This is a genomic window from Nonomuraea africana (assembly GCF_014873535.1).
GTDB lineage: Bacteria > Actinomycetota > Actinomycetes > Streptosporangiales > Streptosporangiaceae > Nonomuraea > Nonomuraea africana.
In genome coordinates, this window is sequence record NZ_JADBEF010000001.1 from 4,337,154 (window position 1) to 4,355,146 (window position 17,993).

At 70.8% G+C, this 17,993-nt stretch carries 22 protein-coding genes; 3 read left to right on the forward strand and 19 right to left on the reverse strand.

Annotated features, from left to right (window positions below; all coding sequences use genetic code 11):
• Positions 1-62 precede the first annotated feature (62 nt).
• The 13 genes from H4W81_RS20455 to H4W81_RS20515 form a co-directional block, all read right to left on the reverse strand.
• Complete coding sequence (locus tag H4W81_RS20455) at positions 63-899, reverse strand: carbohydrate ABC transporter permease (protein ID WP_225958717.1); 837 nt, start codon at positions 897-899, stop codon at positions 63-65.
• Entirely contained in the window at positions 896-1,834 is a 939-nt protein-coding gene (locus H4W81_RS20460) for a carbohydrate ABC transporter permease (protein WP_192776282.1), read from the reverse strand. The genes H4W81_RS20455 and H4W81_RS20460 overlap by 4 nt, the downstream gene beginning before the upstream one ends.
• A gap of 117 nt (positions 1,835-1,951) precedes the next feature.
• Positions 1,952-3,292 (reverse strand): ABC transporter substrate-binding protein, encoded by a 1,341-nt coding sequence (locus H4W81_RS20465; protein ID WP_225958718.1) that lies wholly within the window; start codon positions 3,290-3,292, stop codon positions 1,952-1,954.
• 219 nt (positions 3,293-3,511) lie between these two features.
• Positions 3,512-4,309, reverse strand: a complete 798-nt coding sequence (gene trpA, locus H4W81_RS20470) for a tryptophan synthase subunit alpha (RefSeq protein ID WP_192776283.1) — start codon at positions 4,307-4,309, stop codon at positions 3,512-3,514.
• A 1-nt stretch (position 4,310) separates the two neighbouring features.
• Positions 4,311-5,540, reverse strand: coding sequence for a tryptophan synthase subunit beta (gene trpB / locus H4W81_RS20475; RefSeq protein ID WP_192776284.1), 1,230 nt, complete (start codon positions 5,538-5,540; stop codon positions 4,311-4,313).
• A gap of 1 nt (position 5,541) precedes the next feature.
• A complete protein-coding gene (trpC, locus tag H4W81_RS20480) occupies positions 5,542-6,381 on the reverse strand; it encodes an indole-3-glycerol phosphate synthase TrpC (RefSeq protein WP_192776285.1) in 840 nt (279 codons plus the stop codon).
• Positions 6,382-6,504: 123 nt separating this feature from the next.
• Complete coding sequence (locus H4W81_RS20485) at positions 6,505-6,912, reverse strand: DUF2752 domain-containing protein (RefSeq protein ID WP_318781848.1); 408 nt, start codon at positions 6,910-6,912, stop codon at positions 6,505-6,507.
• A 13-nt stretch (positions 6,913-6,925) separates the two neighbouring features.
• Positions 6,926-7,441: a DUF4190 domain-containing protein gene (locus H4W81_RS20490; RefSeq protein WP_192776287.1), complete on the reverse strand. Its 516-nt coding sequence runs from the start codon at positions 7,439-7,441 to the stop codon at positions 6,926-6,928.
• 104 nt (positions 7,442-7,545) lie between these two features.
• The gene (locus tag H4W81_RS20495; RefSeq protein ID WP_192776288.1) at positions 7,546-7,746 is read right to left on the reverse strand and encodes an HGxxPAAW family protein; all 201 of its coding nucleotides are present in this window, start codon (positions 7,744-7,746) and stop codon (positions 7,546-7,548) included.
• Positions 7,746-8,300: a Trp biosynthesis-associated membrane protein gene (locus tag H4W81_RS20500; protein ID WP_192776289.1), complete on the reverse strand. Its 555-nt coding sequence runs from the start codon at positions 8,298-8,300 to the stop codon at positions 7,746-7,748. The genes H4W81_RS20495 and H4W81_RS20500 overlap by 1 nt, the downstream gene beginning before the upstream one ends.
• Positions 8,297-8,650, reverse strand: coding sequence for a phosphoribosyl-AMP cyclohydrolase (gene hisI, locus H4W81_RS20505; protein ID WP_192776290.1), 354 nt, complete (start codon positions 8,648-8,650; stop codon positions 8,297-8,299). The genes H4W81_RS20500 and hisI overlap by 4 nt, the downstream gene beginning before the upstream one ends.
• Before the next feature lie 231 nt (positions 8,651-8,881).
• Positions 8,882-10,657, reverse strand: coding sequence for an ABC transporter ATP-binding protein (locus H4W81_RS20510; RefSeq protein WP_192776291.1), 1,776 nt, complete (start codon positions 10,655-10,657; stop codon positions 8,882-8,884).
• Positions 10,654-12,465, reverse strand: a complete 1,812-nt coding sequence (locus H4W81_RS20515) for an ABC transporter ATP-binding protein (protein ID WP_192780938.1) — start codon at positions 12,463-12,465, stop codon at positions 10,654-10,656. The genes H4W81_RS20510 and H4W81_RS20515 overlap by 4 nt, the downstream gene beginning before the upstream one ends.
• A 119-nt stretch (positions 12,466-12,584) precedes the next feature.
• Between H4W81_RS20515 and H4W81_RS20520 the strand changes: the two genes are divergently transcribed.
• From H4W81_RS20520 to H4W81_RS20530, 3 genes are all read left to right on the forward strand, one after another.
• Positions 12,585-13,214, forward strand: coding sequence for a TIGR03085 family metal-binding protein (locus H4W81_RS20520; RefSeq protein ID WP_318781849.1), 630 nt, complete (start codon positions 12,585-12,587; stop codon positions 13,212-13,214).
• Between the two features lie 170 nt (positions 13,215-13,384).
• A complete protein-coding gene (locus H4W81_RS20525) occupies positions 13,385-13,546 on the forward strand; it encodes a hypothetical protein (RefSeq protein ID WP_192776292.1) in 162 nt (53 codons plus the stop codon).
• A 90-nt stretch (positions 13,547-13,636) separates the two neighbouring features.
• Positions 13,637-14,956, forward strand: a complete 1,320-nt coding sequence (locus H4W81_RS20530; RefSeq protein WP_192776293.1) for a glutamine synthetase family protein — start codon at positions 13,637-13,639, stop codon at positions 14,954-14,956.
• 6 nt (positions 14,957-14,962) lie between these two features.
• Here H4W81_RS20530 and hisF read toward each other — a convergent pair whose 3' ends face one another.
• The 6 genes from hisF to H4W81_RS20560 are packed head-to-tail and all read right to left on the reverse strand — an operon-like array spanning position 14,963 to position 17,985.
• A complete protein-coding gene (gene hisF / locus H4W81_RS20535; protein ID WP_192776294.1) occupies positions 14,963-15,724 on the reverse strand; it encodes an imidazole glycerol phosphate synthase subunit HisF in 762 nt (253 codons plus the stop codon).
• Entirely contained in the window at positions 15,721-16,125 is a 405-nt protein-coding gene (locus H4W81_RS20540) for a Rid family hydrolase (RefSeq protein WP_192780940.1), read from the reverse strand. Before H4W81_RS20540 ends, hisF begins: the two co-directional genes overlap by 4 nt.
• A gap of 21 nt (positions 16,126-16,146) precedes the next feature.
• Positions 16,147-16,869, reverse strand: coding sequence for a bifunctional 1-(5-phosphoribosyl)-5-((5-phosphoribosylamino)methylideneamino)imidazole-4-carboxamide isomerase/phosphoribosylanthranilate isomerase PriA (priA, locus tag H4W81_RS20545; RefSeq protein ID WP_192776295.1), 723 nt, complete (start codon positions 16,867-16,869; stop codon positions 16,147-16,149).
• Positions 16,870-16,874: 5 nt separating this feature from the next.
• Complete coding sequence (locus tag H4W81_RS20550) at positions 16,875-17,204, reverse strand: hypothetical protein (protein ID WP_192776296.1); 330 nt, start codon at positions 17,202-17,204, stop codon at positions 16,875-16,877.
• Positions 17,201-17,833 carry an imidazole glycerol phosphate synthase subunit HisH gene (hisH, locus tag H4W81_RS20555; RefSeq protein WP_318781850.1) on the reverse strand — a complete coding sequence of 211 codons (633 nt, stop codon included), beginning with the start codon at positions 17,831-17,833 and terminating at the stop codon, positions 17,201-17,203. Before hisH ends, H4W81_RS20550 begins: the two co-directional genes overlap by 4 nt.
• On the reverse strand, positions 17,830-17,985 hold the full coding sequence (locus tag H4W81_RS20560) for a hypothetical protein (RefSeq protein WP_192776298.1): 156 nt from the start codon (positions 17,983-17,985) through the stop codon (positions 17,830-17,832). Before H4W81_RS20560 ends, hisH begins: the two co-directional genes overlap by 4 nt.
• Positions 17,986-17,993 lie beyond the last annotated feature (8 nt).

A 17,993-nucleotide genomic window follows, 5' to 3' on the forward strand; every position in this document is an offset into this window, starting at 1 on the left:
CCGCCGGCGGGCATGGCGAAGCCAGGGCACCGGCTGAGAAGAGGTCGAAGGGAGCGGGGACGTCAGAGCTTGACGCCGCCCGCCGCGAGGTCCGCCTTCCAGAAGCGCTGCAGGCTGACGAAGGCCAGGATGACCGGGATGACGGAGACGAACGCGCCGGTGATGACCATGTCGCGGTAGAAACCGGTGCGCAGGCTGTTCCACTTGATCAGGCCGAGCGTGATCGGCCACAACGCCTCGTCGTTCAGCACGACCCAGGGCAGGAAGAAGTTATTCCAGATGGCCACGAACTGGAACAGGAAGAGCGTGACGAGGGCGGGCGCCATCAGCCGGATCGCCACGGTGAAGAAGATGCGCAGCTCGCCCGCGCCGTCGAGCCGTCCGGCCTCGATCAGCTCGCCCGGCACGGCCGCGTCGGCGTACACCCTGGCCAGGTAGACGCCGAACGGGCTGACCATGCTCGGCAGCAGCACCGCCCACATGCTGTTGAGCAGGCCGAGCTGGGTGAGCAGCAGGTAGAGCGGCAGGCCGAGCAGCGGCACCGGGATGAGCACCGCGAACATGATGATCGCGAACACCGCGCCGCGTCCCCTGAAGGGGTACGTCGACAGCGCGTAGCCCGCCATCGCCGAGACCACGGTCGCGCCGGCCGCGCCGCCGACGGAGTAGATCACCGTGTTGAGCAGCCAGCGCGGGTAGACGCCGCCGTCCTGCTCCATCAGGCGGCCGATGTTGGTGCCGAGGTTGAGCTCGCCGAACCACAGGGCGGGCGTGTCGAACAGGTCCCCGCCCGCCTTGGTGGCCGAGACCAGCAGCCACCAGACCGGCAGCAGGATGTAGACCGCCACCACGAACATGAACGCGGTGGTGATCGTGCGGGAGCGCATGGTGGGCTTCATCGGTTCACTCCCCGGGTGGTCAGCCATGCCGACAGGCGGATGAAGAAGTACGACAGGCCCGCGGCGAGCACCGCGAGCGTGAGCGCGATCGCAGTGCCCTGCCCGCGGTCGTTGCTGTCCAGCGCCACCTGCAGCGCCCGCATCAGCGGCGTGTAGTCCTTGCCGACGGAGGAGGTGATCCTGCTGAGCACCATCGGCTCGTTGAACAGCTGGAGGGTGCCGATGATGGAGAAGACGCCGGTCAGCACCAGCGACGGCCGCACCAGCGGCACCTTTACGTACCAGGCGGTCTTCCAGCCGCCCGCGCCGTCGAGCTCGGCCGCCTCGTACAGCGAGCTCGGGATCGACTGCAGGGCCGCGTAGATGACCAGCATGTTGAAGCCGACCCAGGTCCAGGTGACGATGTTGGCCATCGACCACATCACCGCTCCGTCGCCCAGCGGGTCGAAGGGCAGCACATCGGTCAGCGGCGAGATCTCCGGGGTGTACAGGAACGACCAGACGATCGCCGCGATCACGCCCGGCACCGCGTACGGCAGGAAGTAGGTCAGGCGGAAGAAGCTCTTGAACCTGGCACTGGCGCTGTCGAGCAGGAGCGCGAGCACCAGCGCCAGGCCGAGCATCACCGGCACCTGTACGACGCCGAACAGCAGCAGCCTGCCGACGCCCTCGGCGAAGCCGCCGTCGGCGAAGACCTTGGCGAAGTTGTCCAGCCCCGCGAAGACCCGTTCGGGCGTGCCGAACCCGAGGCCCGAACGCTTCTCCGTGTAGAAGCTCTCGTTGACCGCGTACCCGATCGGGACCAGGAAGAAGACGACGAACAGCACGGAGAACGGCAGCAGGAAGATCAGCGCCGCCCGGTTGCTCGTGGGCCTGCCCCGCTTCCTGGGCGGGGCCGCCCTGGTCTCTTCGGCTTCGAGCTGGATCGTTACCATCTGAACCCTCCACATCGCCGCCCGCTGGGGCCGCGACGGTCACGCGGTCGGAGATCGGATCGCTTGGGCGGGAGGGGCTCCCGGCTCGTGGACGCCGGGGCCCTCCGCGAGCCGGCGTCAGGGGGCGACGGTGAGGCCCTTGTCCTTCAGCGAGGCCACGGCCTTCTCCTGGATGGTCGCCAGCGCCTCGGCCAGCGTGCCGCCCTTGCCGTTGGCGGCCTTGGCGAACTCCTCGGCGAAGACCGTGTTGACCGCGGGCATCGTCGGGCCCCAGCTGAAGTCGGGGCTGACGTGCTTGCTCGCCTCGGCGAAGACCTCGAAGACCTTCTGGTCGCCGTAGAAGGGACGCGCGCCGCTCATGTTGGGCAGCGAGCCGCCGTCGACCGTGACGGGGAACAGGCCGCCCTTGTCGATCAGGTCGTTGAAGGCGGTGGCGTCGGTGGACAGCCAGGCGGCGAAGTCGACCGCCTCCTTGGGGTTCTTGCAGCCCTTGAGCACGGCGTTGGGCGAACCGCCCACGTTGCCGACAGTGGGGCTGGCCGCGTCCCATACCGGCATCGGGGCCACGGCCCACTTGCCGCTGGTCTTGGAGATGGAGTCCTCGAGGACCTTGGTCATCCAGACCGCGCCGACGAGCGTGGCGCTCTTGCCGTCGGTGTAGTTCTTCCACAGCCCGTCGGACCAGCCGGGCATGACGTCGACGAGCTCCTTGTCGATCAGGCCCTGCCAGTAGTCGGCGACCTTGACCGAGGCGGCGTCGTTCATCTTGACCTGCCAGGCGTCGCCGCTGATGCCGAACCACTTGGCCCCGGCCTGCTGGGCGAAGCCCGCGAAGCCGTACATGTCGTCGGGGGTGAAGGTGGTGATGGAGACCTCGGGGTCGGCCTTGCGCAGCTTCTCGGCCGCGGCGGCGTACTCGTCCCAGGTCTTGGGCACCTCGATGCCGTGCTGGTCGAAGAGGTCCTTGCGGTAGAACATGCCCATCGGTCCCGAGTCGACGGGGATGCCGAACTGCTGGCCGCCGAAGGTGACCGTGTTCAGCGTCCACGGCTGGAACTTGGCGTTGTACGGCTGAGCGTGCGCGGTGATGTCCTCCAGCGCCCCCTCGACCAGGAAGCTGGGCAGCGTCTCGGCGCCGACCTGCGCCAGGCAGGGCGCGTTGCCCGCCTTCACCGCGGCCAGCATGCGCTGGTAGCCGCCCTGCGATCCCGGCTGCGTCTGGGTGAACTTCACCTGCACGTCGGGGTGGGAGGCGTTCCACGCCTTCGCCGCGTCCTCGTAGCCGGGCGCCCAGCCCCACCACTCGATCGTGACGGGTCCGCCGGCGGCCGCGCCCGACGCGGCGGAGGCGGAGGGCGCCGCCGAGGTCTGGGATCCGGACTGGCCGCCGCACGCGGCCACCAGCGACACGCAGGCCATCGCTCCCGCGGCGCCGAGGATCGTCTTTGACTTACCCATCGTCTTTCCCTCCAGGCCACGCGGGCGCACAACCCGCGTCCAATGCCCGTTACCTTGGCCCGCGCCCCGGGGCGGGTGCCATGGACAAACGAAGGGCAGCCCTTGCACTTACGTGCTCACACCTGCGAGATCTCGCACAGAAACAGAAATGCGGCCGTCTTGTTATGACAGCCGCATTTCCGACGTTATCCGGGCAGTGCCCGGGTGATCGCGCAGGGTCTACCGGGCGGCGACGCCCGCCCTCAGCTCGGCCGCCAGCTCGCGGACCGCGGACAGGCCGGCGGTGGAGTCGGGCGCGTCGAGCAGGCGGCGGATGAACGCCGAGCCCACGATGACGCCGTCGGCGTAGGCGGCGACCTCGGCCGCCTGCTTGCCGGTGCCGACGCCGAGACCCACGCAGACGGGCAGCGAGGTGTGCGCCCTGGTGCGGGCCACGAGGTCTTCCGCTGCCACGTTGACGCTCTCCCTGGCGCCCGTGACGCCCATCAGGGAGGCTGCGTAGACGAAGCCCGTGCAGCACTCGACCACGGCCTTGATGCGCTCCTCCGTGGAGCTGGGCGCCACCAGGAAGACCGTGTCGATGCCGGCCGAGGCGGAGGCCTCTCGCCACTGCCCGGCTTCTTCGGGCGTCAGGTCGGGCGTGATGGTGCCCACGCCGCCCGCGTTGGCCAGGTCGCGGGCGAACCGCTCGACGCCGTAGCGGTCGATCGGGTTCCAGTAGGTCATGACCAGCGTCGCGGCGCCGGTCTTCGCCACGCCCTCGACGGTGCGCATGACGTCGGCGATGCGGGTGCCGTTCAGCAGCGACCTGTGCACCGCGTCCTGGATGGTCGGGCCGTCCATCAGCGGGTCGGAGTACGGCAGGCCGATCTCGATGACGTCGCAGCCGGCGTCGACCATGGCGGCGGCGGCCTCGACGGCGCCCTCCTTGGTGGGGAAGCCGGCCGGGAGGTAGCCGACGAGCGCGGCCCTGTTGTCGGCCTCGGCCTTGGCGAACACCGTCTGAAGAGTCGTCATCTCACAGCCCAAAGTAGGTCATGGCGGTGCCCATGTCCTTGTCACCGCGGCCGGACAGGTTGACCAGGATCGTGGCGTCGGAGCCGAGCTCGCGCCCCAGCTTGAGCGCGCCGGCCAGGGCGTGGGAGGACTCGATCGCGGGGATGATGCCCTCGGTCCTGGCCAGCAGGGCGAAGGCGTCCATGGCCTCGGCGTCGGTGATGCCGTGGTAGACCGCCCGCCCGGTGTCCTTGAGCCACGCGTGCTCGGGGCCGACGCCCGGGTAGTCGAGACCGGCCGAGATGGAGTGCGACTCGATGGTCTGGCCCTCGTCGTCCTGCAGCACGTAGGTGCGCGAGCCGTGCAGCACGCCGACGGAGCCCGCGGTGAGCGTCAGGGCGTGCTCGCCGGTCTCGAGGCCCCTGCCCGCGGCCTCGTAGCCGTGCAGGGCCACGTCGTGGTCGTCGAGGAAGGCGTGGAAGATGCCGATGGCGTTGCTGCCGCCGCCGACCGCCGCGCAGATGGCGTCGGGCAGCCCGCCCGTCAGCTCGTGCATCTGGCGGCGCGCCTCGACGCCGATGATGCGGGCGAAGTCGCGGACGATCTCGGGGAACGGGTGCGGTCCCGCGATCGTGCCGAACAGGTAGTGCGTGGTGTCGACGTTGGTCACCCAGTCGCGGAAGGCCTCGTTGATGGCGTCCTTGAGCGTCTGGCTGCCGTTGGTGACGGGCACGACCGTGGCGCCGAGCAGCTTCATCCGCGCGACGTTGAGCGCCTGGCGCTCGCAGTCGACGGCGCCCATGTAGATCACGCACTCGAGACCCATGAGAGCGGCGGCGGTGGCGGTGGCCACGCCGTGCTGGCCGGCCCCCGTCTCGGCGATGACCCTGCTCTTGCCCAGCCGCTTGGTGAGCAGCGCCTGGCCGAGCACGTTGTTGATCTTGTGTGCGCCCGTGTGGGTGAGGTCCTCGCGCTTGAGGATGATGCGCGCGCCGCCAGCGTGCTCGGCGAAGCGCGGCACCTCGGTCAGCGTGGTGGGCCGGCCGGCGTAGGTGCGCAGGAGGTGGTCGAGCTCGGCGACGAAGGCCGGGTCGGCCTTGGCCTCGTTGTAGACGCGGGCGACCTCGTCGAGGGCGGGGATCAGCGCCTCGGGGACGAACCTGCCGCCGAAGATGCCGAACTTGCCTGCGCTGTCGGGGTCGTCGCCGCGGGCTCCGTTGCCAGCCAGGTCGGCGGCGGTGAGGACAGTCATCTCATCCCTCTGATCCGTGGTCGGGTCGAGTGGCGGGGTGGGCGCCCGCCGTCACGAGGGCCTCCACCGCCTTGCGCGGGTCCTTGCCGGTCACCAGGCTCTCGCCGACCAGGACGGCGTCGGCCCCGGCCCGGGCGTACGCTAGCAGGTCGTGCGGCCCCCGCACCCCCGATTCGGCGATCTTGATGATGCCGTCGGGAATCTTGGGCGCGAGCTTTGCGAAGACGTCGCGGTCCACCTCGAGCGTCTTCAGATTGCGGGCGTTGATGCCGATGACGCGGGCCCCCGCGGCGACCGCGCGCTCGAGCTCCTCCTCGGTGTGGATCTCGACCAGCGGGGTCAGCCCGATCGACTCGGCCCGCTCGATGAGCGAGACCAGCGCGGACTGCTCCAGCGAAACCACCATCAGCAGGGCCAGGTCGGCGCCGTACGCCCGCGCCTCCCACAGCTGGTAGGAGGTGACGATGAAGTCCTTGCGCAGGATCGGAATGTCGACCCTGGAACGGACCGCGGCGAGGTCCTCCAGGCTGCCGCCGAAGCGGCGCCCCTCGGTCAGCACGCTGATGACGTGCGCGCCGCCCTCCTCGTAGTCGGCGGCCAGGGCGGCGGGATCGGCGATGGCGGCCAGCGCGCCCTTGGACGGGCTCGACCGCTTGACCTCGGCGATCACCGAGACCTTGTCGCCGCCCAGCGCCGCGTAGGCGTCTCTGGACGCGGGGGCGCGCCCGGCGCGCTCCTTCAGCTCCTCGAGCGACACGGCCGCCTGCCGGGCGGCAAGGTCTTCTCGCACTCCGGCAAGGATGTCGTCGAGAACGGTTCCGCTCCGGCTCCGCTCGTTCACGCGATCAAGGTCCCTCCGGTCGACAGTGCTGGGGGCGACAGGGAGTTCGCGTCGGCGTTCGCTCCCTCGTCTTGTCTTGCGATGGTATCGGCCGCGCCGAGGTCACCTGGCCACAGCCCCCTGCTAAGGAGCCAGGAAGGCGCCGAAGGGGAGGTTGCGCACCACGCCGAAGAGCAGGATGAGCGCCAGCAGCGACCACAGGTAGACCGGCCTGGGCGGGCTCGGCCGCCAGGCGCTGCCGCTCCACGCGCCGATCAGCCACCTGGCCCACACGTACGCGACGACGGGCGTGGCGAGGACAAGCAGCGGGTTGAGCCCGAGCGCGGCCACGACGTCGAGATGGGCCAGGGCGTGCGTGGCCCGCAGCGCCCCGCAGCCGGGGCAGAGCAGGCCGGTCAGCGCGAACAGGGGGCACACCGGGTAGTGGCCCGCCTCGTTGGGATCGACGACCCCCACATAGGCGACAGCCGCCCCCGCCGCCAGGGCGACGCCCAGCGGTGCGAGAACGGCTCTCAGCCGATGCGTGACCACATGTTCACGATACTCAGTTGTACTCACCGCTGACGCTCGCCGCGTAGCCGAGCAGGCCGATCCAGCTGACCCAGAGGATCACCCAGAGCACCACGCCGACGTAGCCCAGGATCAGACCGGCCAGCCCCATGCCCCGGCCCTCCTCACCGGTCCGCTTGATCTGGCCCATCGAGATGTGACCGAGGATGACGCCGACGATCGAGGGCAGACCGCAGGCGATCAGGCCGACCAGGCTCGTGATGAGCGCGGCGATCGCCATGCCGTTGGTCTTCTTCGGCTGCGGCGCGCCGTAGCCGCCGTAGGGGTCGTAACCCCCGCCGGGAGGCGGGGCGGCGTAGCCGCCCGAGCCGTAACCCTCCGCGCCGTAGCCACCGGAACCCTGACCGGGAGGGGGACCGTAACCGCCCGAGCCCTGACCGGGGGGCGGGCCGTAGCCGCCGGAGCCCTGACCACCGGCCGGAGGGCCGTAACCACCCCCGGGCGGCTGCTCGCCGTAGCCCCCGCTACCGCCCTGGTTTCCGTAGCTCATACCGACGACTCCTCATGAATAGCGAATTGCCCGCCGCAGCTTAGCGAGAACCCGGCCGCCACGTGGAGAAGCACCCGTTTTGTGGGCCATTTGTAACTCTGCGATCAGGCTCTCTGCCTGCCGAGGCCCATCATCTGCATGACCTTGCCGATCACCGCGCCCATGGCCATCACCGCGAGCCCCGCGCCGAAGCCGACGGGTGAGTCGTGAACCAGCCCCACGCCGCCCACCACCGAGCCGATGCAGACGATCGTCACCGCGGTCCACGCGGCAGGGGTGTTGCCGTGGTCGTGCCTGGTTGTCATCAGCGCTCCTCAGTCGGGTCGTCTCCCCTGTCGATCGCCTCCCAGAGCGACTTGTCGTCGCGCTGTTCGGCGGCCGGTCGTGGGCGATCGTAGCGGCCCGACATGCCCGCCCACCCGGTGGCGCGCGCAACGGCGAGCACTCCGCTGGCGATGAGCAGCGCGCCGCCCGCCGCGGCGAGGTACGGCCAGGCGGTGTGCGCGACCGCCGTCACGTCGCGGGTGGCCGCCGCCAGCGGGCTTCGCGCGGCGGCCAGCTCCTCCGCCGCCGTGACGGCCAGCCCCTGCCACGACAGCAGCGCGATCCCCGCCCCGCACAGCGCCAGGACCGCGCCGATGACGCGGCGCCAGAGGCCCCTGGTCGCGAAGAGCGCGACCGTCGCCGCCAGCGCGGCCAGCGCCAGCGGCTGGACGGCGGGCGCGAGGTCGCCGCCCTGCAGCTCGACGGGGGCGGCACCGCCGTACCTGACCGAGGCCCAGACCCTGCCCGCGGCCAGCAGCGAGAGGCCCGCGCCCGCCGCGGACAGCAGCAGCCAGGCGGTCGGCTCGCGCTTCACGACGGCCGGCTCGCCACGGTCAGCTCGCCGGCGTCGAAGCAGGTGCGGTCGCCGGTGTGGCAGGCGGCGCCGACCTGGTCGACCTTGAGCAGGAGGGTGTCGCCGTCGCAGTCGAGCGCGACCGACTTCACGTGCTGGACGTGGCCCGAGGTGTCGCCCTTGACCCAGTAGGAGGAGCGGCTGCGCGACCAGTAGGTGGCCCGGCCCGTGGTCAGCGTACGGTGCAACGCCTCGTCGTCCATCCAGGCGAGCATGAGGACCTCGCCGGTGTCGTACTGCTGGACGACGGCGGGCACCAGCCCGTCGGGAGTGCGCTTGAGCCGCGAGGCGACCTTCGGGTCGAGGGACATGCCGCCATTCAACCAGCCACTCCGGCCGCCGGCGCCGCCGGGACCGAGCCGAAGACCCTGAACAGCCCGGCCAGGTTCGTCCTGCCCAGCCTGCGCAGCGCCTGGTACTCGGCGGTGGCCACCAGGACCAGGTCTCCCCGCGGGCACCACCGTCAGGATCGCCGCCTGCTCCTGATCCTGGCGCCCGGCCCGCCCCCGAGCGCGGGCGGACCGGCCTCGGGGGCGCCACGGTCAGGAGTGCGCGGAGGAGATCCAGGAGGCGTGCAGGTCGGCGTAGACCCCGGGCTCGGCGACCAGGCTGGCGTGCGGTCCGCGCTGGACGAGGCGTCCGGCGTCGAAGACGAACACCTCGTCGGCGTTCTCCGCCGTCGAGAGCCGGTGCGCGATCGAGATCGCCGTCCGTCCGCGGGTGACGCCTTCGAGCGCCCTGGCCAGCCGTACCTCGGTGGCGGGGTCCACCGCCGACGTCGCCTCGTCGAGCAGCAGCAGGTCGGGGTCGGCCAGGTAGGCCCTGGCGAGGGCGACGAGCTGCCGCTCCCCCGCCGACAGCGACTCGCCGCGCTGCCCGACGGGCGTGGCCAGGCCGAACGGCAGGCCCTCCAGCCAGTCGGCGAGCCCCAGCTCGGTCAGCGCCAGCGCGATCTCCTCGTCGGTGGCCGACGGCCTGCCGAAGCGGATGTTCTCCGCGAGCGTGCCGTCGAAGAGGAACCCGTCCTGGGGCACCATGACGATGCGCTCGCGCAGCGAGGAGAAGCGCACGTCGCGCAGGTCGTGCCCGTCGACGGTGACGCGCCCCTCGACGGGGTCCATCAGCCGGGTGAGCAGCTTGGCGAAGGTGGTCTTGCCCGAGCCCGTCTCGCCGACGACGGCGATGCGGGTGCGCGGCGGGATGGCCACCGACACCTCGTGCAGCACGGGGACGCCGCCGGGGTAGGAGAAGTGCACCTCCTCGAAGGCGACGGAGATGGGCCCCCTGGGCAGCGCGACACCCTCGTCGCCCGGGTCGGCGACGTCGGGCGGGGTGTCGAGCACGCCGAGGACGCGCCGCCAGCCCGCCACCGCGTTCTGCGCCTCGTTCAGCACCTCGGTGGCGACCTGCAGCGGCGAGACGAAGAGCGTGACCAGGAAGAGGAAGGCCACCAGCCGGCCCGCGCTGATGTCACCGGAGACGCCGAGGTTGACGCCCAGCAGCACGATCCCGGCGATGGCGACCGCCGCCACGATCTCGGTCAGCGGGAAGACCATGCCCACGATCTTCTGGGCGCGGATCTGGGCGCTCCTGTTGGCGTTGATCGCGGTGTCGATGCGCTCGGCGGTGCGGCGCTCGGAGCCGTAGGCGCGGATGACGGCCGCGCCGACGACCGACTCGCTGACGGCGGCGAGCATGTCGCCGGTGCGCTCGCGCACGGTGGTGTAGGCCGACGACAGCCAGCGCTGGAAGCGCGGCAGCGCGATCAGGATCGGGATGAAGCAGACCCACACCAGCAGCGTGAGCTGCCACGAGTAGACGAACATCAGGCCTGTGGCGACCAGCACCTGGCCGACCGCCACGATGATCATCAGCCCGCCCCACTGCATGAAGTTGCTGATCTGGTCGATGTCGTTGGTGACGCGGGAGACCAGCGCGCCGCGGCGCTCGGAGTTCTGGGTGAGCACGGACAGGTCGTGGACGTGCCGGAAGCCCTTCACCCTGAGCGTGGCCAGCGACGACTCGGTGGCCTTGTACAGGCGCACGTTCATCACGTAGCCGCACAGGGCGGTGATGACGACCGCCGCGGCGCACAGCAGGACGGCCCGCGAGATGTACGACAGGTCGGGCGTGCCCGACTTCAGTCCCGTGTCGATCGTCTGCTGGACCGCGATGGGGACGATGATCTTGCCGATGGTGGCGACGATCGCCAGGACGAGCGTGCCGGCCAGTCCCTTGCGGAACTCCGGCGTGAACGACAGGCCCCTGCGCACGGTGGCCAGCGCCGACCTGTCGGCACCCTGGAACGCGACGCTCATGCCACGACCTCTTCCTCTTCCGCCGCGATCGCGGCCCTCTCGGCCTCTTCGCGCTCGTAGGCGGTGACCAGGTTGCGGTAGCCGGGGCAGCGCTCCAGCAGTTCCTCATGGGTGCCACGGTCGACCACGCTGCCGCGGTCGAGGTAGACCACCTCGTCGGCCAGCGAGATCGTGGCCAGCCGGTAGGCGACGACCACGACGGTCGAGCCCTCCTCGCCCTGGCCCGACTCCGTCTCTCCCACGTTCAGCGCGTCCCGCAGGCCGTGCAGGATCTTGGCCTCTACCTGCGGGTCCACGCTGGAGGTGGCGTCGTCGAGGATGAGCAGGCGCGGGCGGCGGACGAGCGCCCGCGCCAGCGCGATGCGCTGGCGCTGCCCGCCCGACAGCGTGGTGCCGCGCTCGCCCACCTTGGTGTCGAGGCCGGAGGGCAGCTTGGCGACGAACCCGTCGGCCTGCGCGAGGCGCAGCGCGGCCCAGACGTCCTCGTCGGAGATGTCGAGGCCGAGCGTGATGTTGCCGCGCACGGTGTCGTCGAACAGGAACGTCTGCTGCGGGACCAGCGCGACCATGTCGGGCAGGCCGCCGTAGGCGATCTCTCTCAGGTCGACCCCGTCGAGCAGCACCTCCCCCTTGTCCGGGTCCACCAGGCGCACCAGGGTCTGCACGAGCGTGGACTTGCCCGATCCGGTGGGCCCGACCAGCGCGACCGTACGGCCCGCAGGAACCTCGAAGGTGACGTCGTGCAGCACCTCGGCCGCGCCGTAGGCGTAGGACAGGCCGGAGACGCGCAACGCCGCGGGCGCGCCGCCGCGCAGGCTCGCCTCGCCGTACTCCATGGAGCCCGTCGCCTCAAGAACCGCCTGCACGCGCTGCCAGCCGACGACGCTGCGCGGCAGCTCGGCCAGCACCCAGCCGAGCGCGCGGATCGGGAAGGAGAGCAGCGTGAAGAGGTAGGCGACCTGGACCAGCTCGCCGGAGTTGATGGAGCCGCCCGACAGCCGCATCGCGCCGATCATCAGCACGATCAGCACGCCCAGAGTGGGCAGCGCCTCCAGCATGGGGTCGAACAGGCCGCGGACCCTGCCGACGGCGATGTTGGCGTCGCGCAGCTCGTGCGCGCGGCGCCGGAAGCGCTCGGTCTCGAGGTCCTCGCGGCCGAGGGTCTTGACGACGAGCGCGCCGTCGAAGCTCTCGTGCGCGATCTCGCTGACCTCGGCGCGCAGCTGCTGGGCGTGGGTGGCCAGCGGGCTCAACCTGCGCTGGTAGACCAGGTTCAGCACGGCGATCGCCGGGAAGATCAGGAAGCCGACGAGCGCGAGGACGGGGTCGGTGATCAGCATCGCGACGGCCGCGGTGAGGAGCATCACGACCACACCCACCGCCATGGGCAGCGGCGCGAGCGGCGCCCACGCCGCCTCGGCGTCGGCGCTGGCGTTCGACAGCAGCTGGCCCGTCGGGTGCCGGTGGTGCCACGCCAGGGGCAGGCGCAGGTACTGCTTGGTGACGTCGCGCCGCGACCTGGCCTGCATGCGGTACTGCAGGATGCCCGCCAGGATGCGCCTGCCCGCCACGCCGATCGCCTTGAGCAGGGCGGTGCCCACGATGAGCAGGACTCCCGTCCACAGCGCGGCGGCGGTGACGTCCCTCTGGCCGAAGGCGGGCAGCACGACGTTCTCGGTGGCCCAGCCGAGCGCCCACGCGGACGCGACGGTCATTCCCCCGTAGACGCTGCTGCTGATGACGGCGGCCGCGAAGACGGCCTTCTCCGTGCGGATGGCCACCCCAAGGACGCGGAGCCCTTGACGCATGACGGCTGAGGTGACCTTGGTCGCCACTCTAGGGAAGTCCTTCCAACGGGGAAATTTCTACTTAAGTCCCTATCATGGTCGATCATCTTGTTATTCCCTCGCCCCAGTAGAATCGTCTGGTGACCCACGCCCGCAGCGAACGCACCGCTCTGTGCGACCTGTTCGACCGGCTCGGCCCCGACGCCCCCACGCTGTGCACGGGCTGGAGCACCTACGACCTGGCCGCCCACCTGGTGCTGCGCGAGCGGCGGCTCGACGCCGGCGCGGGCATCGCCGTGCGAGCGCTGTCCGGCTACACCGACTCCGTCCAGCGGGGGCTGAAGGCCAAGCACCCCTTCCCCGAGCTGGTCGGCCTCGTGCGCACCCCCGGCGGCCTCTATGGCCTGCTGCCGGTGCTCGACGAGGCGGTCAACACGCTGGAGTACTTCGTCCACCACGAGGACGTGCGCCGCGCCCAGCCGTCATGGGAGCCCCGCGAGCTGCCCGACGACCTGGAGCGGCTGCTCTGGCGGCGCCTCGACATGGCCGCCAGGCTCATGCTGCGCAAGTCGCCCGTGGGCGTGGTGCTGCACCGCCTGGGCGGCGGGGTGGCCATCGGCGGCGCCAAGGACGGCCCGAAGGTGGAGGTCACCGGCAGGGCCAGCGAGCTGCTGCTGTTCTGCTTCGGACGGCAGGAGCACGCCAAGGTCGACCTCACGGGCGACCCCGACGCGATCGCCCGCCTCACCCACGCCCCGCTCGGCATCTGAGGCGCTTTACCTTCCGGTGCGCGCGTCTCCGCGCCAACTCATGCCGATGGCCGTACGATGGCCGGGTAAAGACGCCCCCCGGTTATGATCAAGAACATCTTCATAGAAGATGCCAGTGATCGCCCAGATCCGGGTATATACGGCTGGGAATGGACTGCAGGAGGCCCCCCATGCAGGTCAAGAAGGTCGTCACGTATCTGCTCGTGGCGTTCGTCGTCTTCTACCTGTTCACCCAGCCGAGAAACGCGGCGGCGGCGGTCAACAGCGTTTTTGACGGCATCGTGAACGGAGCCAACCAATTGGCCGTCTTCTTCACCAACGTCGTGACCTGACAGAGCCAACGGTCCGCCCTGCCGGCGGGTCGTGCGAGTTGACCGTCCACCTGGGATCGAAGAGCGTAGAGTCGGTCAGGTGGGGTGCCTATGAGAGATGTCATCGAACGGGCCGAGATCGAAGGGATCGAACTCGTCCGGTTCCTCTACGCCGACCATGGCGGGGTGATCCGCGGCAAGGCGACCTCACGCACGCGCCTGGCCGAGCGGCTCCACTCGGGCATCGGTCACACGGTGGCGATGATGGCGATGAACATGCTCGACCAGCTCCAGGAGGTCGAGCACTTCGGACCCGTCGGCGAGGTCCGGATCATGCCGGACCCGTCGACCTTCGTGCCGCTCCCCTACTCTCCCGGCGCCGCGGCCATGGCCTCCGACCTGGTCCAGCTCGACGGGTCCCCATGGGGCGCGTGCCCGCGCACCTTCCTCAAGGAGGCGATCGCCGCGCTCGAGTCCGAGGGCTACGCGCTGGAGGCGGCCTTCGAGCCCGAGTTCACGCTCGGCCACCGCGTTCCCGGCCCTGACGGCGGGCTCGACAGGTTCGCCCCGCTCGACGACAGCCTCTGCTACTCCACCATCGGCTTCGACGTCGCCCACGACTACGCGATCCGGCTGGTGCGCACGCTCGAGACCCAGGGGCTGCGGGTCGAGCACTACCACCCCGAGCTGGGCCACGGCCAGCAGGAGCTGTCGATACGGCACGCCCCCGCCCTCCGCGCCGCCGACAACCAGCTCCTCTACCGCGAGACCGTCCGCGGGGTGGCGCTGCGGATGTCCATGTGGGCCTCGCTGGCCCCCAAGCCCCTCGCCGACCAGGCGGGCAACGGCGCCCACCTGCACCTGTCGCTGTGGGATCCCGAGCATCACGCCAACCTCTTCGTCGGCGACCCCGACCTGATGGCCGCCTTCGTGGGCGGCCTGATCGCCCACCTGCCCGGCCTGACGGCGCTGACCTGCGGCACCGTCAACAGCTTCCGGCGGCTGGCGCCCCGCATGTGGGCCGGCGCCTACGCCGTCTACGGCCCCGACAACAGGGAGGCGGCCGTCAGGGTCTGCTCGCCCCTGGGGCAGACCGGCTCGGTCAACCTGGAGCTCAAGCCCTCCGACTCCTCGGCCAATCCGTACCTGTCGCTCGGCGCGGTCATCCACGCGGGGCTCGACGGGATCCGCCGCAAGCTCGACCCGGGCGACCCCGTGCTCGTCGACCCCGACACCAGGCCGGGCGCCTATCCCAGGCTGCCGTCGTCCCTGGACGAGGCGCTCGACGCGCTCGAGGCCGACGCGCTGCTGATGTCCGCGCTCGGGCCGCTGCGCAGCAGCGCCTACCTGGCGGTGAAGCGCTCGGAGGCGGCCGCCTTCAAGGAGCGCGACACCGCCTTCGAGCTCTTCCACCACCTGCGGGTCTTCTGACGACGGCTACCTGACCGGGTGGCCCGCCGCCCGGAGGGTCTCCTTCACCTCGGAGATCTTCAGCGTGCCGAAGTGGAACACCGAGGCCGCGAGCACGGCGTCGGCTCCGGCCGCGACCGCGGGAGGGAAGTCCTCCAGCCGTCCCGCGCCGCCGCTGGCGATCACCGGGACCCTGACCGCGGCCCGCACCGCGCGCAGCATCTCGAGGTCGTAGCCGTCGAGGGTGCCGTCGCCGTCCATCGAGTTGAGCAGGATCTCGCCGACGCCGAGCTCCTCTCCCCTGGCCGCCCACTCCACCGCGTCGATGCCGGTGCCCCTGCGCCCGCCGTGGGTGGTGACCTCGAAGCCCGACGGCGTGCCCTCGGCCCTGCGGGCGTCGACGGACAGCACGATGCACTGCGCGCCGTACCTGCGTGAGGCCTCGGTCAGCAGCTCGGGGCGGGCGATGGCGGCGGTGTTGAGCGACACCTTGTCCGCGCCCGCCCGCAGCAGCCTGTTGACGTCCTCGACCGAGCGGACGCCGCCGCCCACGGTGAGCGGGATGAAGACCTGCTCGGCGGTCCTGCGGACCACGTCGAACATCGTCTCGCGCTCGCCCGAGGAGGCGGTGATGTCGAGGAAGGTCAGCTCGTCGGCGCCCTCCTCGTCGTAGCGGCGGGCGAGCTCGACGGGATCGCCCGCGTCGCGCAGGTTCTCGAAGTTGACGCCCTTGACCACGCGTCCCGCGTCCACGTCCAGACACGGGATGACTCGAACCGCGACCGTCATGCCCGAAACGCCTCGATCTCGATCTCGACCAGCATGCGCGGGTCGATCAGACCCGCCACCTTCACGCCCGTGCAGGCGGGCCTGACGTGCCCGAGCACCTCGGACAGCGCGCTGCCCACCGCGTCGTAGTGGCTGTCGTCCACCACGTAGTAGCGCACCATGACCACGTCCTCCCTGGCCAGCCCGGCCGTCTCGACCGCCTCGAGCGCGATCTCGAAGGCCGTCATGGCCTGCTGGTAGGCGTCGCCGACATGCCGTACCTCGCCGTCGACCGTGGCGGTGCAGCCGGAGACCACGACTCTCGGGCCCGCCACCACCGCCCTGGCGTAGCCGTACTTCTCCTCCCAGACGCCGCCCGAGAAGATTCTTGTCCCCTCGCGCACGCAGCTTGCCTGGCCCATCACGCGTCCCTCCCTTGGGCCCTAGCCGCGAACCGCGGCGAGGGCGTCTTCCAGCGTGAAAGCCTGCGCGTACAGTGCCTTGCCCACGATCGCGCCCTCCACGCCGAGGGGCGTGAGAGAGGAGAGGGCGATGAGGTCGTCGAGAGAGGACACTCCTCCGCTCGCGACGACCGGCTTGTCCGTTCGATCGCAGACCTGGCGCAGCAGGTCGAGGTTCGGGCCGCGCAGTGTTCCGTCCTTGGTCACATCTGTCACCACGTACCGCGGGCAGCCGTCGGCTTCGAGCCTGTCGAGCACCTCCCACAGGTCGCCGCCCGCCTCGGTCCAGCCGCGTGCCGCCAGCGTAGTGCCTCGCACGTCGAGCCCGACGGCGATCTTGTCACCATACTCAGCGACTATCCTTCGGCACCAGTCCGGCTTCTCGATGGCGGCGGTGCCGATGTTCACCCGCCTGCACCCTGTGGCGAGCGCGGCCTCCAGCGAGGCGTCGTCGCGGATACCGCCGGACAGCTCGACGTTGATGTCGAGCTTGCCGACCACGTCGGCCAGCAGGCTCCTGTTGGATCCCCTGCCGAAGGCCGCGTCGAGGTCCACCAGGTGGATCCACTCCGCGCCCGCCTCCTGCCAGGCGAGCGCCGCGGTCAGCGGATCGCCGTAGCCGGTCTCTGTCCCGGCCTCTCCCTGCACGAGGCGTACGGCCTGGCCGTCGACGACGTCCACGGCGGGCAGCAGTACGAGCGACATCTTCTTCAGGTCCTCCGGTCAAAGGCGAGCGTGACGATCACAGGGACGAACAGCAAGGAGAGCACGAACACGGCGAGGCTGATCAGCCACGACGACCACAGCAGCCAGGCCAGGAGCTGGACGATCACGAAGAGCAGGGCGACGGCGCCGTTCTGGGCGCGCTGGCGGCGCGCGATCAGGCCGCCCTGCCTGGCGAAGCGGACGGGGCGAGGGGTCAGCCTGGCGACCAGCGCCCTGCGGCGGGACCTGCGGGCCATCCGCTCGGCGTTCAGCCGCGCCGCGCGCTCCCTCTCGGCCTCGCGTACGGCCCGCCGCCGCGCCCGCTCCTTGCTCAAAGCGTGCCGACCCAGTTCTTCAGCAGCACCGCGCCCGCGTCACCCGACTTCTCGGGGTGGAACTGGGTGGCCATGAGGGGGCCGTTCTCCACGGCGGCCACGAACGGCACGCCGTGCTCGGCCCAGGTCACCAGCGGGACGGCGAAGCCGTCGCCCGGCTTGAGCTCCCACTCGCGCACGCCGTAGGAGTGGACGAAGTAGAAGCGGGTGGCGGCGTCGAGGCCCGCGAACAGCACGCTGTCGGCGGGCGCCTTGACGGTGTTCCAGCCCATGTGCGGCAGCACCGGGGCCTCCAGGCGCTCGACCGTGCCCGGCCACTCACCGCAGCCCTCGGTCTCGACGCCGTGCTCGACGCCGCGCTCGAACAGGATCTGCATGCCGACGCAGATTCCGAGCACCGGACGGCCGGCCGACAGCCGGCGGCCGATGATCCGTTCGCCGCCCACGCTCCTCAGCCCCGCCATGCACGCCGCGAAGGCGCCCACGCCCGGGACGACCAGGCCGTCGGCGGCCATCGCCGCGTCGTAGTCGGCGGTGACCGTCACCTGGGCGCCGGTCCTGGCCAGCGCGCGTTCGGCCGAGCGCAGGTTGCCCGAGCCGTAGTCGAGGATGACGACGTTCTTGCTCACCACCAGAGCACCCCCGCTGTCAGCGCCATCGCGGCGCCGATTCCGCAGATCACCGCGCCGAGCTTCAGGCCCTGCTTGAGCAGCGAGACCACCCCGCCGATCAGGAAGAGCCCGATGAAGACCATCGCGACGGCCGTCCAGTTGCTGCTCATGCGGACTC

Coding starts and splice junctions, on each gene's coding strand:
- H4W81_RS20455 (WP_225958717.1), bottom strand. CDS start 899: ATGAAGCCCACCATGCGCTCCCGCACGATCACCACCGCGTTCATGTTC.
- H4W81_RS20460 (WP_192776282.1), bottom strand. CDS start 1,834: ATGGTAACGATCCAGCTCGAAGCCGAAGAGACCAGGGCGGCCCCGCCC.
- H4W81_RS20465 (WP_225958718.1), bottom strand. CDS start 3,292: ATGGGTAAGTCAAAGACGATCCTCGGCGCCGCGGGAGCGATGGCCTGC.
- trpA (WP_192776283.1), bottom strand. CDS start 4,309: ATGACGACTCTTCAGACGGTGTTCGCCAAGGCCGAGGCCGACAACAGG.
- trpB (WP_192776284.1), bottom strand. CDS start 5,540: ATGACTGTCCTCACCGCCGCCGACCTGGCTGGCAACGGAGCCCGCGGC.
- H4W81_RS20490 (WP_192776287.1), bottom strand. CDS start 7,441: ATGAGCTACGGAAACCAGGGCGGTAGCGGGGGCTACGGCGAGCAGCCG.
- H4W81_RS20495 (WP_192776288.1), bottom strand. CDS start 7,746: ATGACAACCAGGCACGACCACGGCAACACCCCTGCCGCGTGGACCGCG.
- hisI (WP_192776290.1), bottom strand. CDS start 8,650: ATGTCCCTCGACCCGAAGGTCGCCTCGCGGCTCAAGCGCACTCCCGAC.
- H4W81_RS20510 (WP_192776291.1), bottom strand. CDS start 10,657: ATGAGCGTCGCGTTCCAGGGTGCCGACAGGTCGGCGCTGGCCACCGTG.
- H4W81_RS20515 (WP_192780938.1), bottom strand. CDS start 12,465: ATGCGTCAAGGGCTCCGCGTCCTTGGGGTGGCCATCCGCACGGAGAAG.
- H4W81_RS20525 (WP_192776292.1), top strand. CDS start 13,385: ATGCAGGTCAAGAAGGTCGTCACGTATCTGCTCGTGGCGTTCGTCGTC.
- H4W81_RS20530 (WP_192776293.1), top strand. CDS start 13,637: ATGAGAGATGTCATCGAACGGGCCGAGATCGAAGGGATCGAACTCGTC.
- hisF (WP_192776294.1), bottom strand. CDS start 15,724: ATGACGGTCGCGGTTCGAGTCATCCCGTGTCTGGACGTGGACGCGGGA.
- H4W81_RS20540 (WP_192780940.1), bottom strand. CDS start 16,125: ATGGGCCAGGCAAGCTGCGTGCGCGAGGGGACAAGAATCTTCTCGGGC.
- priA (WP_192776295.1), bottom strand. CDS start 16,869: ATGTCGCTCGTACTGCTGCCCGCCGTGGACGTCGTCGACGGCCAGGCC.
- H4W81_RS20560 (WP_192776298.1), bottom strand. CDS start 17,985: ATGAGCAGCAACTGGACGGCCGTCGCGATGGTCTTCATCGGGCTCTTC.